We start from the raw sequence: 13023 nt of genomic DNA on the forward strand, positions 1-13023 counted from the left end.
GCTCAGGGCTGGCGCAGCTTGAAACGCTGCAGCTTGCCGGTCTCGGTGCGCGGCAGGCTGGGCAGGAACTCTATCGCACGGGGATACTTGTAGGGAGCGATCGTCGCCTTGACGTAGTCCTGCAACTGGCGCACCAGCTCGGGGCCCGCCTTGTGGCCGGGGCGCAGCACCACGAAGGCCTTGACGATCTGCCCGCGCTCCTCGTCCGCCTGGCCGATCACGCCGCATTCAGCCACGGCCGGATGCGCCAGCAGGGCCGACTCCACCTCGGGACCGGCGATGTTGTAGCCGCCGGAGATGATCATGTCGTCGGTGCGGGCCTGGTAGACGAAGTAGCCGTCGGCGTCCTGCAGGTAGGCATCGCCGGTGAGGTTCCAGCCCTTGAGCACGTAGTTGCGCTGGCGCTCGTCATCCAGGTAGCGGCAGCCCGTGGGACCCTTGACCGCCAGGCGACCGATGGAGCCGGGCGGCAAGACCTGACCCTCTTCGTCCAGCACGCAGGCCTGGTAGCCCGGCACCACGCGGCCGGTGGCGCCTGGGCGGGCGTCCGATTCGCCATGCGAGATGAAGATATGCAGCATCTCCGTGGCGCCGATGCCATCGATCAGCTCGATGCCCGTCGCCTCCTTCCACAGCGCCCGCGTGGCCGCCGGCAGCGCCTCGCCGGCGCTGACGCACTTGCGCAGCGACGTCAGGTCATGCTGGCCCACCTGCCCCGCCATCGCCCGGTAGCTGGTGGGTGCGGTGAAGCACACGGTGGCGCGGTGCTGGGCGATGGCGCCCAGCAGCACGTCCGGGGTCGCCTTCTCCAGGAGCACGCTGGAGGCGCCCACGCTCATCGGGAACAGCACCAGGCCGCCCAGGCCGAAGGTGAAGGCCAGCGGAGGCGAGCCGATGAAGACGTCCTCCGCCGTGGCCTTCAGGCAGTGCGGCGGCCAGCAGCGGCAGATGGCCATCACGTCACGATGGAAGTGCAGGGTGCCCTTGGGCTGGCCCGTGGTGCCGGAGGTGAAGGCGATCAGGCAGACGTCGTCCGAGGCGGTGTCCACGTTCTGGAACTGCCCGGGCTTGCCTGCCGCGAGCGCCTCCAGCCCGTCTTCAGCCTCCGAGTGATAGTGCACGATCCGCTGCAGCACCGGATGCTCCACCTGCGCCCGCGCCAGCTCCTCGCCCAGGGCCGCATCGCACAGGGCATGCGTGACCTGGGCCTTGGCGACGATCTGGCCCAGTTCCTTGGCCCGCAGCAGGGGCATGGTGGCCACGGCGATCGCGCCAGCCTTCTGGAGGGCGAACCAGCAGGCCGCCAGCATGGGCGAATTGCCGCCGCGCAGCAGCACGCGGTTGCCGGGTTGCACGCCCATGTCCTGCACCAGCACGTGGGCAATGCGGTTGGCCTCGGCCTGCAGCTGGGCATAGGTCCAGCGGTGGCGCGCGCCCGTCAGGCAAGACCTGTCCCCCAGGCCTTGGTCAACCCAGGCATCCAGCAGCTCGCTGGCGCAGTTGAGGCGCTCTGGGAACTGCAGCGCGGGCAGTTCGAACAGCAGATCGGGCCATTGCTCGGTCGGCGGCAGCCGGTCCCGGGCAAAGCTGTCGGTGTGGGCACTGCGATGCATGGACGGTCTCCTCGTGATCTTTGTGTGGTCGTCCGGAATCGTGGGCGGGGCGGGTGCCTGATCAGCCGTTCTTGAGCAGGTCCCGCCCGATGATCAGCTGCTGCACCTCGCTGGCGCCTTCGTAGATGCGCAGGGCACGGATCTCGCGATACAGGGACTCGACGATCTCCCCGCTGCGCACGCCGCGCCCGCCGTGCAGCTGCAGCGCAGCATCGATGACCTGCTGCGCCGTCTCGGTGGCCATCAGCTTGGCCATGGCGGCCTCGCGGGTGATGGCCTGACCCTGGTCGCGCTGCCACGCGGCGCGGTAGACCAGCAGGGCCGAGCTGTCCACGCCGCAAGCCATGTCCGCCAGCTTGGCCTGCGCAAGCGGCAGGTCGGCCAGATGGCCGCCGAACATGGGCCGGGACTGCGCCTGGCTCAGGCCTTCCTGCAGCGCGCGGCGGGCAAAGCCCAGCGCGGCGGCGGCCACCGAGGTGCGGAACACGTCCAGCGTCCGCATCGCGATCTTGAAGCCCTCGCCGGGCGCCCCGATCATCTGGCTGCGCGGCACGCGGCAGTTCGTGAAGCGCAGGCGGGCCAGCGGATGCGGCGCGATCACCTCGATGCGCTCGGCGATCTCGAAGCCCGGCAGCCCCGCATCGACGACGAAGGCCGAGATGCCCCGCGCACCCGGCGCCTCGCCGGTGCGTGCGAAGAGCACGTAGAAGTCGGCGATGCCGCCGTTGGAGATCCAGGTTTTCTCGCCGTTGATCACGTAGTCGTCGCCATCGGCCATGGCGCTGCACTGCATGGCCGCCACATCGGATCCAGCCTCGGGTTCAGATAGCGCAAATGCGGCCAGCGCTTCACCTGAGGCGACGCGTGGCAGGTAGCGTGCCCGCTGCGCGTCCGTCCCTGCCAGCGAGATCGCCCCGCTGCCCAGGCCCTGCATCGCAAACGCGAAGTCCGCGAGGCCGTGATGCCGCGCCAGCGTCTCCCGCAGCAGGCAGATGGATCGCGTGTCGATCACCTCCGCCGCGCCGCCCAGGGCCGTGCCCGCCACCGCATGTCGCAGCCAGCCGCCCTGCCCCAGCGCCTTCACGAGCGCCCGGCATTCGGCATCGACATCCGCCCCATGCCCGGGGTGCAGATGCTCGCTGCACCAGGCCTCCAGCGCCACGGCCAGCACCCGATGCCGCTCTTCGAAAAAGGGCCAGGCCAGATGCCTCAACGCCGCATGTCTCTCATTCATCGTGCAATCCTCTGCAGTCAGCAGCCCACCGCGTGGAGGGCGGGGATCCGGCCTTGCCGGGCCCTCGCCCTCGCCCCCTTGAGGGGGCCGGCGAGGCCGGTACGGGGTGGTCCTAGTCACCTTCGAAGACGGGTCGCTGCTTGGCCACGAAGGCGTGATAGGCGCGATGGAAGTCCTGCGTCATCATGCAGATGGCCTGCGCCTGGGCCTCGGCCTCGATGGCCTCGTCCACGCCCATGCTCCATTCCTGATGCAGCATGCGCTTGGTCATCGCATGGCCGAAGCTGGGGCCGGTGGCGATCTCGGCCGCCCAGGCCAGGGTGTGCTCCAGCAGGTCGTCGGGCTCGACCAGGCGGTTGTGGAAGCCCCACTGCAGGCCCTCCTCGCCGCCCAGCGAACGGCCGCTGTAGAGCAGGTCCGAGGCACGGCCCTGGCCCACGATGCGCGGCAGGATGGCGCAGGCGCCCATGTCGCAGCCGGCCAGGCCGACGCGAGTGAAGAGGAAGGCCGTCTTGGAACGGGCCGTGGCCACGCGCAGGTCCGAGGCCATCGCCATGATGGCGCCCGCGCCGGCACAGGCACCGTCGATGGCCGCGAACACCGGCTGCGGGCAGGCCCGCATGGCCTTGACCAGATCGCCCGTCATGCGGGTGAAGGCGAGCAGGTCGGGCATGCTCATCTGGGTCAGCGGGCCGATGATCTCGTGGACATCGCCGCCGGAGCAGAAGTTCTCGCCCGCGCCCTGCACCACGATGGCCTTGATCTCGTCCACGTAGCTGAGGTTGCGGAAGAGGTCGCGCAGCTCGGCGTAGGAGTCGAAGGTCAGCGGGTTCTTGCGCTCGGGCCGGTTCAGCGTGACCAGGCCGACGGCGCCGCGCTGCTCCCAGCGGAAGTGCTGGGGCGTGAAACCGGCCAGGCTGATCTTGTTGCCGTTGGCCAGATGGGAACTGATGGGTTTGCTCATGGACTTCCTTTGCGGCGCGGGGCCGGACTCGCGGCGGATGCCTTGGCTGGCTTGCCTGCCTTGCCTGAAGGCCGGGCCTGATCGAGCCCCGCCAGATGGAGTTTCAGATGGGCCAGCAGACTGTAGACCTCGCCCTTCTGCGCGGCATTCCAGCCACCCAGCAGCTCCACCACCCAGGCTTCGTGCGTGGCCGCCATGCGGCGGAAGAGGCGGCGGCCGGTGGGCGTGAGGGTCACGGTGAAGGAGCGGCGGTCGCTGGCATGGGGCTGGCGTTGTACCAGGGATTCGGCCTCCAGCTGGTCCACCACGCCGGTGACATTGCCCCCCGTCACCATCAGCCGCTGCGAGAGCTCGCGCATGCTGAGCCCCTCCGGATGGCGTTCCAGCTGGGCCAGCAGGTCGAAGCGGGGCAAGGTGGTGTCGAACTGCTGGCGCAGGCGGTTGCGGATCTGGTCCTCGACGCGTGTGGTGCAGGCCAGCAGACGGAGCCAGAGCTTGAGCGCCTGGTGGTCGTCGTCGACCACGCGGGACTCGAGGTCCGGACCCAGCAGCGCGGCCTCGCCGGCCTGCTCGGACGGCAGCGCCTCGGCCGGTGCGTCGTGGTGCGGCCGGCTCATGTCACGCACTCGCCGCCGTCAATGGCCAGGGCCTGGCCGTTGATGCCGACGGCGGCCGGGCTGGCCAGCATCAGCACCTGCAGGGCGACCTCGTCCGGCTGGATCAGGCGCCCCTGCGGATTGGCCGCCGCCAGCTCGGCACGGGCCTCGTCTGCGCTGCGCCCGGTCTTCGCGACGATGTTCTCGACGGCGCGCTGCACGATTTCCGTCTCGGTATAGCCGGGGCAGACGGCGTTGACGGTGACGCCCTTGCGCGCCACCTCGGCCGCCAGCGCCCGCGTCAGGCCCAGCACACCGTGCTTGGCCGCACAGTAGGCCGCGACATAGGCGTAGCCCTTCAGTGCCGCGGTGCTGGCCACGTTGATGATGCGCCCCTGGCGCGCCGCCAGCATGGCAGGCAGCACCTCGCGGCTGCACAGAAAGGTACCGGTGAGGTTGACCTGCAGCATCTGCTGGAACTGGGCCAGGCTGGTGCGGGTCAGCGGTGCGGTCTCAACCTGGCCGGCGTTGTTGACCAGGATGTCCACGGCGCCCATGCGCTCGACGGCCTGGGCGAAGGCCGACTGCACGCTCGCTTCCTCGCCCACGTCGCAGACCTCGGTGTGCAGGCGCTCCAGCGCGGGCGGGGTCAGGTCTTGCGCCGCGGCGGCCAGGCGGCTGCCGTCGCGACCCATCAGGGTCACGCGGGCGCCCGCGGCGAGCAGCTGCCGGGCGATCGCCAGGCCGATGCCGCTGCCGCCGCCGGTCACCACGGCGTGGCGTTCATGCAGGTCCAGGACCTTCGACGCTGCCATGATCAGACTCCCATCGCCCGGTTGGCCTGCTCCAGCGCGGACAGCCCGGCGCCCTGTGCCGCCTGGGCTCGCTGGCGTTCGTGCTCCTTCTCCAGCTGGCCCTTGCCCGAGAGATAGGGCCTGGGCCAGTCCAGGCCCGGGCCGGCCGTGTAGCCGATCTTCGCGGCTTCATGCAGGGTCCAGGCTGGATTGGCGAGGTGCGGGCGGGCCACGGCGCAGAGATCCGCACGGCCGGCGGCGATGATGCTGTTGACGTGGTCCGCCTCGCTGATGGCGCCCACCGCGATGGTGGCGATGCCCACGCGGTTGCGGATGCTCTCCGAGAAGGGCGTCTGCCACATGCGGCCGTAGACCGGCTTCTCGGCCTTGCTGACCTGACCCGAGGACACATCGATCAGGTCGGCCCCCGCCGCCTTGAAGGCCGCGGCGATCTGCACCGCATCCTCCGGCGTGATGCCGCCCTCCACCCAGTCATGCGCGGAGATGCGCACGGACAGGGGCCGGTCCTGCGGCCAGACCTCGCGCAAGGCGGTGAACACCTCCAGCGGGAAGCGCAGGCGGTTCTGCAGCGAGCCGCCGTATGCGTCTGTGCGCCTGTTGGTCAGCGGCGAAATGAAGCTGGACAACAGATAGCCGTGCGCGCAATGCAGTTCCAGCCAGTCGAAGCCGGCTGCGGCGGCGCGCCGGGCCGAGGAGATGAAGTCCTCGCGGACGCGGTTCATGTCGTCGCGCGTCATGGCGCGTGACCAGGCGCTGACGCCCTCCAGGTACTGCTGCGGCGAGGCCGAGATCAGCGGCCAGGCGCCCTCCTGCAGCGGCTGGTCGATGCCGTCCCAGGCCAGGCGCGTGGCGCCCTTCGCGCCGGCGTGGCCCAGCTGCATCGCCACCTTGGCGCTGCTGTGTGTGTGGATGTAGCGGACGATCCGGGTCCAGGCCGACTGCTGCTCGTTGGTGTAGAGACCCGGGCAGCCGGGCGTGATGCGGCCGTCCTCGCTGGGCGCCGTCATCTCGGCGAAGACCAGGCCGGCGCCGCCCATGGCGCGCGCGCCGAGGTGCACCAGGTGATGCTCGCCCGGCAGGCCGGCCTCGCAGCTGTACTGCGCCATGGGTGAGACCACCACGCGGTTCTTCAGCGTCAGGCCGCGCAAGGTGAAGGGCGTGAACATGGGCGGCACGGCCTGCTTCGGCAGGCCAGATCGCTCGGCCAGCCAGGCCTCGTAGCCGCCGACATAGGCCGCATCGCGCAGGCGCAGGTTCTCGTGCGAAATGCGCTGTGAGCGGGTCAGCAGGGAATAGGCGAACTGCTCGGGCGGCAGTTGGGCATGGCGCTCGATGTTCTCGAACCACTCGGTGCTGTTGCGCGCGGCGTTCTGGATGCGCAGGACCTCGATGGAGCGGCTCGCCTGGTAGGCCGCCAGGGCCGGTTCCAGCGCGCCCTTCGCCTCGCCGATGTCGCGGGCCAGCGCGATGGCGTCTTCCAGGGCCAGCTTGGTACCCGAGCCGATGGAGAAGTGCGCGGTGTGCGCTGCATCGCCCATCAGCACGACCGGCACGCCGTCGGCGCGGCGGTGCACCCAGGTCCTGCACACCACGCGCGGGAAGCGGATCCACTGCGCCGAGCCGCGCAGGTGAGAGGCATTGGAGATCAGCGTCTTGCCATCCAGCACCTTGGCAAAGAGCTTCTCGCAGAAGGCGATGCCCTCCTCCTTCTCCATGCGGTCCAGGCCCGCGGCCTGCCAGACGCTGTCAGGCGCCTCGACGATGAAAGTGCTGTGCGTGCCGTCGAACTGGTAGGCATGGGCCTGGAACCAGCCCCATTCAGTCTTCTGAAAGTCGAAGGTGAAGGCGTCGAAGAGCTTCTCGGTGCCCAGCCAGACGAAGCGGCACTGGCGCAGGTCGATGTCTGGCTGGTAGGTGGCGGCGTACTTGCTGCGGATGCGGCTGTTGAGGCCGTCGCTGGCAATGATCAGGTCGGCGTCAATGCCTTCGTCGTCCGGCTGCTCATGTTCGTAGACCAGCTCCACGCCCAGCTGCTCGCAGCGTGCCTGCAGGATGTTCAGCAGCTTCTTGCGGCCGATGCCGCAGAAGCCGTGGCCGATGGAGCGCATCGTGCGGCCGCCGATGTGGACGTCGATGTCGTCCCAGTGGTTGAAGGCGGTGAGGATCTCCTCGGCCGTCTGCGGGTCGGCCTCGCGCAGGCCGGCCAGGGTCTGATCCGAGAAGACCACGCCCCAGCCGAAGGTGTCACCCGGCTTGTTGCGCTCCAGCACCCGCACCTGATGGGACGGGTCCTGCTTCTTCATCAGGAGGGCGAAATAGAGGCCCGCGGGGCCGCCGCCGATGCAGGTGATGCGCATGATGTCCCTCGCCTTTCAAGCTGGTCTGCGACGCACTTTAGGCATCGATAGTTTAGGTGTCAATTATTTTTGGAATGTGCCAGACTACGGACATTCCCGGGCGCCTGACGACTGCGGACCCGCTTCGCATCGCCACGCAAGCCTTGTTGGAATTAACCGACACCACGCCCCTGCAAAGCCCCTTAAGGTGCGCGCCGTTGACGAAAGACGCCCATGAAAAAGCTTTGGGACATCTCCCCCCTGGTGCACCCTGACGCACCCATCTTCCCCGGCGACGAGCCCTACCGCCTGCAATGGACCGCGCGGCTCTCGCCCCAGTGCCCGGTGAACCTCAGCGCGCTGACCATGTCGCCCCATGTGGGCGCCCATGCGGACGCGCCGCTGCACTACGCCAACGAGGCGGCGGACATCGCCTCGGTGGACCTGGACGCCTACCTGGGCCCCTGCCGGGTGATCCATGCCATCGGCTGCGGGCCGCTGATCCGCGTCGAGCATGTCGCCCATGCCGCCGAGGGCCTGCCCGCCCGCGTGCTGGTGCGCACCTGCGAACGGGCGGACACCGCCTGGCGCGAGGACTTCACGGCCTACGCACCGGAAACCGTGGCCTGGCTGGCCGCACGCGGCGTGCGCCTGATCGGCCTGGACACCCCCAGCGTGGACCCTGCCACCAGCAAGTCCCTGGACAGCCACCAGCAGCTGCTGCGCGTCAACCTGCGCGTGCTGGAGAACCTGGTGCTGGACGAGGTGCCTGCGGGCGACTATGAATTGCTGGCCCTGCCCCTGAAGCTGGCCGGCGCCTGTGCCTCACCCGTGCGCGCCGTGCTGCGCGAACTCTGAAGGAGCTCTCTTGATGAAGCAAAGACAAGACTGCCAGGCCCTGGACGCCGCCGATGCCCTGCGCCCCCTGCGTGAGCACTTCGTGCTGCCGGAGGGCGTGATCTACCTGGACGGCAACTCCCTGGGCGTGCTGCCCGCCGCCACCGAGGCGCGGGTGCAGCAGGTGATCCGCCAGGAGTGGGGCACGGACCTCATCAAGAGCTGGAACACCGCCGGCTGGATGGACCTGCCCCGGCGCATCGGCAACAAGATCGCCTGGCTGATCGGCGCGGGCGAGGACGAGGTCGTGGTGGCGGACTCCACCTCCCTGAACCTCTACAAGGTGCTGGCCGCCGCCCTGCGCATCGCCGGCGAGGACCATCCGGAGCGTCGCGTGATCCTTTCGGAACGCAGCAACTTTCCGACGGACCTCTACATCGCCGAGAGCCTGGCCGCCCAGCACGGCTACACGCTGAAGCTCTTCGACCATGTGGACGAGCTGCCCGGCCTGATCAACGCCGAGCTGGCCGTGCTGATGCTCACCGAGGTCAACTACCGCAGCGGCTACAAGCACGACATGGCAGGCCTCACCCGCCTGGCCCATGCCGCCGGTGCGCTGGTGATCTGGGACCTGGCCCACTCGGCCGGCGCCGTGCCGGTGGACCTCAAAGGCGCAGACGCCGACTTCGCCATCGGCTGCGGCTACAAGTACCTCAACGGCGGCCCCGGCGCCCCGGCCTTCGTGTGGGCCCACCCCCGCCAAGTGGACCGCTTCTGGCAGCCGCTGTCGGGCTGGCTGGGCCATGCGGCGCCCTTCCAGTTCACGCCCAACTACACGCCGGCGCCGGGCATCGGCCGCTACATCTGCGGCACGCCGGCCATTCTCTCCATGGCCGCACTGGAATGCGGCGTCGACGTCTTCCTGGCCAGCGAGCCCCTGGGCGGCATGCCGGCCCTGCGCCGCAAGTCCATCGCGCTGACCGAGCTCTTCATCGAATTGGTCGAGACGCGCTGCGGCATCAAGGCAGCAGGGGCCCAGGGCGGGTTCCGCGACCTGGGCGTGCGCCTGGCCTCGCCCCGCGATGCCGCCCATCGCGGCAGCCAGGTCTGCCTCCGGCTGGAATCCCCCCTGCAAGAAGCAGGTTATGCTGTCGTCCAAGCTCTCATCTCGCGCGGTGTAGTTGGCGATTTCAGAGCCGGAGACCCGAAGCAGCTCGAGGCCACGCCTCACATCCTGCGCTTCGGCTTCACCCCTCTTTACCTCCGCTTCACGGACGTCTTCGACGCCGTCGAGCACCTGCGTCAGGTGCTTGAAACAAGCGAATGGCGACAACCCCAATTCAATTCGAAGGCCTCTGTGACATGACCTGCCCTTACCACTCCGCCGGCCCCCGCGGCGAAGCTGTCGTCCAGGAAGAAGGCGCCCAGCTCGACTTCTCCGCTGACATGAGCTATGGCGATTACCTGAAGCTCGACCAGGTCCTGTCGGCGCAGCATCCGCTGTCGCCCGAGCACGACGAGATGCTCTTCATCGTCCAGCACCAGACCTCCGAGCTGTGGATGAAGCTGATGCTGCATGAGCTGCATGCGGCGGTGGAGCACCTGAAGCGCGATGAACTGCCCGCGGTGTTCAAGATGCTGACTCGCGTCGAGCGGGTGATGGAGCAGCTGGTCAATGCCTGGGACGTCCTGGCCACCATGACGCCGCCCGAGTACACGGCCATCCGGCCGTATCTGTCCAACAGCAGCGGATTCCAGAGCTGGCAGTACCGTCAGATCGAATTCCTGATGGGCAACAAGAACGCCGCCATGCTGCGCCCCCATGCGCACCGGCCGGACCTGCTGGCCGACGTGGAGCAGGCGTTCAAGGCGCCCTCGCTGTACGACGAGGTGTTGCGCCTGATGGCCCGCCGCGGCATCGACGTCCCCGCCAGCCACACCGATCGCGACTGGACCCAGCCCTATGCCGCCAGCGAGGCCGTCAAGGCGGCCTGGCTGCAGGTCTACCGCGACCCCAAGGCGCACTGGGACCTTTACCAGATGGGCGAGGAGCTGGTCGACATGGAGGACGCCTTCCGCCTCTGGCGCTTCCGCCACGTCACCACGGTGGAGCGGGTGATCGGCTTCAAGCGCGGCACGGGCGGCACGGGCGGGGTGAGCTATCTGCGCAAGATGCTGGACACCGTGCTCTTCCCCGAGCTGTGGGCCCTGCGCACCGAGCTCTGACTCTGGCGTTCGCCCCGGGGCCGGGGCGCCGTTCACCGCCCTGGCCTGCCACCGAGCCGCCCAGCCCGCCATTCGCCGCACCGGACCGGCGGGCTCGAGCGGGCCCCGGCACAGTACGTTCATCCCCTAAGGAGGAACGCACCATGAATGCCAAGACCCTGTCCCTGCTGATCAGCGCCGCCTGCACCCTGGCCGGCCTCCTGAGCGGCCTGGCCCCCACGCGCGCCGAAGCCGGACCGGCCCCGGCGGTCGCGTCTGCCGCGGCGGTCACCCCTTGCGACGGCCCCACGTTCCAGACTGCCCGGGGCTGACATCCCGACCGGGCGCCCTCCCGCCGCCGCCCTGCCGGCCGGCCTGTCCTGTGCGCATTCCGGCCGCTTCCTGCAGATACGAAGGGCGGTTCACCCCTGACGAACAGCCGGACGCTGGCATATCTCTAGAATGCTTGGCTTGCGCGACGTGCACGACCTGCGCGCCGCCGACGACCTACCCGCGCCATCCAGGATCGGCCCATGACGCCGATCCAGCCTCCGGAGACAGCCATGGACACCCGCACTTCCGAGATCAGCCTGCGCATCGCGCGCGTTCGAGACGAGCTCCGCGCTGCCGGCGCCCACGCCCTGCTGGTGCCCTCGGCCGATCCGCATCTTTCCGAATACCTCCCGGAACGCTGGCAGGCCCGCCAGTGGCTGTCGGGCTTCACGGGTTCGGTCGCCACCCTGGTCATCGGCCTGGACCGCGCCGCTCTCTTCGCCGACAGCCGTTACTGGACACAGGCCGAGGTTGAGCTGGCCGGCTCCGGCATCGAGCTGGTCAAGGTGATGAGCGCCGTGTCTCCCGATTTCATGCACTGGATCGGCAGCGCCCTCCAGGCCGGGCAGACGCTGGCCGTGGACGGCCAGGTGCTGGGCCTGGGCCTGGCACACCAGCTGCGCGCCGTGCTGGGTGCCAAGGGCATCCAGGTGGCCACTGGCCGCGACATCGTTCAGGCCGTCTGGGACAGCCGCCCGGGGCTGCCCGCCGCACCGGTCTACGAGCACCTGGCGCCTCAGGCCACGGTGAGCCGCGCCGCCAAGCTGGCCGATGTGCGCGCCGCCATGGCCCGCCATGGCGCCAGCCACCACTTCATCTCCAGCGTCGACGACGTGGCCTGGCTCTTCAACCTGCGTGGCAGCGACGTCGAGTGCAATCCCGTCTTCATCGCCCACGCCCTGCTGGACAGCACCCAGGCCACGATCTTCATCGCCGAAGGCAAGATCCCCGCCGACATCGCCGCCCGACTCGCCGCGGACGGCGTGCAGCTGCGCCGCTACGAGGAAGCCGGCGCGGCCCTGCGCGGGCTTCCGGCCGGCGCGGTGGTGCTGATGGACCCCCGCCGCGTGACCCTGGGCCTGCGCGAGGCCGTGCCCGCCGGCTGCGCCGTGGTCGAGGCCATCAATCCCAGCACCCTTTTCAAGAGCCGCAAGACTGAGGCCGAAGCCGCCTTCGTTCGCGAGTGCATGGAGCAGGATGGCGCGGCCATGTGCGAGTTCTATGCCTGGTTCGAGCAGGCCCTGGGACGCGAGCGCATCACCGAGCTCACCATCGACGAACGCCTCAGCGCCGAGCGCGCCAAGCGCCCCGGCTTCGTGGGCCTGAGCTTCTCCACCATCGCCGGCTTCAATGCCAACGGCGCCCTGCCCCACTACCGTGCCACGCCCGCCGCCCATGCGGTGATCGAGGGCAAGGGTCTGCTGCTGATCGACTCCGGCGGCCAGTACCTCGGCGGCACCACCGACATCACGCGCGTCTGGCCCATTGGCGAGGTCAGCGCCGCGCAGAAGCGGGACTACACCCTGGTGCTCAAGAGCACGATCGCGCTGTCCCGCGCCGTGTTCCCCCGAGGCACCCTGGGCCCCATGCTGGATGCCATCGCCCGCGCGCCGATGTGGACGCACGGTCTGGACTACGGCCATGGCACCGGCCACGGCGTGGGCTATTTCATGAACGTGCACGAGGGTCCGCAGAACATCTCCAAGGCCCTGCCGGACCCGAACATGGCGATGGAGGTGGGCATGATCACCTCCATCGAGCCGGGCGTGTACCGCCCCGGCCAGTGGGGTGTGCGCATCGAAAACCTGGTGCTCAACGTGCCCCAGGCCACGCCGGAGAACGGTGCCTTCGGCGAGATGCTGGCCTTCGAGACGCTGACGCTGTGCCCCATCGACACCCGCTGCATCGAGCCCAGCCTGCTGACGGCCGAGGAGACCGGCTGGCTCAACCGCTACCACGCCGAAGTGCGCCGCCGCCTCAGCCCCCTGGTGCAGGGCCCGGCCCTGGCCTGGCTGATGACCCGCACCGAGGCGATCTGACCCGGGCGACCGCCTCCGGTCCCGGACGACGCGACCTCCGGGTCGCGTTTT

11 protein-coding genes are annotated in these 13023 nt (G+C 69.3%); 5 read left to right on the top strand and 6 right to left on the bottom strand.

Translation table 11 applies throughout. The annotated features are described in order from the left end of the window. Positions 1–2: 2 nt before the first annotated feature. The 6 genes from ABDJ40_RS08065 to ABDJ40_RS08090 form a co-directional block, all read right to left on the bottom strand. Positions 3–1613 (bottom strand): AMP-binding protein, encoded by a 1611-nt coding sequence (locus ABDJ40_RS08065; RefSeq protein ID WP_347608599.1) that lies wholly within the window; start codon positions 1611–1613, stop codon positions 3–5. A 61-nt stretch (positions 1614–1674) separates the two neighbouring features. Beyond that, complete coding sequence (locus ABDJ40_RS08070) at positions 1675–2847, bottom strand: acyl-CoA dehydrogenase family protein (protein ID WP_347608601.1); 1173 nt, start codon at positions 2845–2847, stop codon at positions 1675–1677. Positions 2848–2959: 112 nt separating this feature from the next. Further along, a complete protein-coding gene (locus ABDJ40_RS08075; RefSeq protein WP_347608603.1) occupies positions 2960–3811 on the bottom strand; it encodes an enoyl-CoA hydratase family protein in 852 nt (283 codons plus the stop codon). Next, on the bottom strand, positions 3808–4428 hold the full coding sequence (locus ABDJ40_RS08080) for a MarR family winged helix-turn-helix transcriptional regulator (protein ID WP_347608605.1): 621 nt from the start codon (positions 4426–4428) through the stop codon (positions 3808–3810). Before ABDJ40_RS08080 ends, ABDJ40_RS08075 begins: the two co-directional genes overlap by 4 nt. Further along, complete coding sequence (locus ABDJ40_RS08085) at positions 4425–5222, bottom strand: SDR family NAD(P)-dependent oxidoreductase (RefSeq protein ID WP_347608607.1); 798 nt, start codon at positions 5220–5222, stop codon at positions 4425–4427. The genes ABDJ40_RS08080 and ABDJ40_RS08085 overlap by 4 nt, the downstream gene beginning before the upstream one ends. Positions 5223–5224: 2 nt before the next feature. Beyond that, positions 5225–7579, bottom strand: coding sequence for a bifunctional salicylyl-CoA 5-hydroxylase/oxidoreductase (locus ABDJ40_RS08090; RefSeq protein ID WP_347608609.1), 2355 nt, complete (start codon positions 7577–7579; stop codon positions 5225–5227). Positions 7580–7792: 213 nt separating this feature from the next. Between ABDJ40_RS08090 and kynB the strand changes: the two genes are divergently transcribed. The 5 genes from kynB to ABDJ40_RS08115 all read left to right on the top strand — a co-directional run bounded on the left by kynB (position 7793) and on the right by ABDJ40_RS08115 (position 12972). Next, complete coding sequence (kynB, locus tag ABDJ40_RS08095) at positions 7793–8416, top strand: arylformamidase (protein WP_347608611.1); 624 nt, start codon at positions 7793–7795, stop codon at positions 8414–8416. A 13-nt stretch (positions 8417–8429) separates the two neighbouring features. Then, positions 8430–9761: a kynureninase gene (kynU, locus tag ABDJ40_RS08100; RefSeq protein WP_347608613.1), complete on the top strand. Its 1332-nt coding sequence runs from the start codon at positions 8430–8432 to the stop codon at positions 9759–9761. Beyond that, a complete protein-coding gene (gene kynA / locus ABDJ40_RS08105; RefSeq protein WP_347608615.1) occupies positions 9758–10621 on the top strand; it encodes a tryptophan 2,3-dioxygenase in 864 nt (287 codons plus the stop codon). The genes kynU and kynA overlap by 4 nt, the downstream gene beginning before the upstream one ends. Positions 10622–10764: 143 nt before the next feature. Next, positions 10765–10932, top strand: a complete 168-nt coding sequence (locus tag ABDJ40_RS08110; RefSeq protein ID WP_347608617.1) for a hypothetical protein — start codon at positions 10765–10767, stop codon at positions 10930–10932. A gap of 231 nt (positions 10933–11163) precedes the next feature. Beyond that, complete coding sequence (locus tag ABDJ40_RS08115) at positions 11164–12972, top strand: aminopeptidase P family protein (protein ID WP_347608619.1); 1809 nt, start codon at positions 11164–11166, stop codon at positions 12970–12972. Positions 12973–13023: the final 51 nt, after the last annotated feature.

The organism is Roseateles flavus, from assembly GCF_039872765.1.
Classification (GTDB): Bacteria; Pseudomonadota; Gammaproteobacteria; order Burkholderiales; family Burkholderiaceae_C; genus Roseateles_B; species Roseateles_B flavus.

Excerpts from the sequence above, each read along its gene's own strand:
- ABDJ40_RS08065 (WP_347608599.1), bottom strand. The coding sequence starts at position 1,613 with ATGCATCGCAGTGCCCACACCGACAGCTTTGCCCGGGACCGGCTGCCG.
- ABDJ40_RS08070 (WP_347608601.1), bottom strand. The coding sequence starts at position 2,847 with ATGAATGAGAGACATGCGGCGTTGAGGCATCTGGCCTGGCCCTTTTTC.
- ABDJ40_RS08075 (WP_347608603.1), bottom strand. The coding sequence starts at position 3,811 with ATGAGCAAACCCATCAGTTCCCATCTGGCCAACGGCAACAAGATCAGC.
- ABDJ40_RS08080 (WP_347608605.1), bottom strand. The coding sequence starts at position 4,428 with ATGAGCCGGCCGCACCACGACGCACCGGCCGAGGCGCTGCCGTCCGAG.
- ABDJ40_RS08085 (WP_347608607.1), bottom strand. The coding sequence starts at position 5,222 with ATGGCAGCGTCGAAGGTCCTGGACCTGCATGAACGCCACGCCGTGGTG.
- ABDJ40_RS08090 (WP_347608609.1), bottom strand. The coding sequence starts at position 7,579 with ATGCGCATCACCTGCATCGGCGGCGGCCCCGCGGGCCTCTATTTCGCC.
- kynB (WP_347608611.1), top strand. The coding sequence starts at position 7,793 with ATGAAAAAGCTTTGGGACATCTCCCCCCTGGTGCACCCTGACGCACCC.
- kynU (WP_347608613.1), top strand. The coding sequence starts at position 8,430 with ATGAAGCAAAGACAAGACTGCCAGGCCCTGGACGCCGCCGATGCCCTG.
- kynA (WP_347608615.1), top strand. The coding sequence starts at position 9,758 with ATGACCTGCCCTTACCACTCCGCCGGCCCCCGCGGCGAAGCTGTCGTC.
- ABDJ40_RS08110 (WP_347608617.1), top strand. The coding sequence starts at position 10,765 with ATGAATGCCAAGACCCTGTCCCTGCTGATCAGCGCCGCCTGCACCCTG.
- ABDJ40_RS08115 (WP_347608619.1), top strand. The coding sequence starts at position 11,164 with ATGGACACCCGCACTTCCGAGATCAGCCTGCGCATCGCGCGCGTTCGA.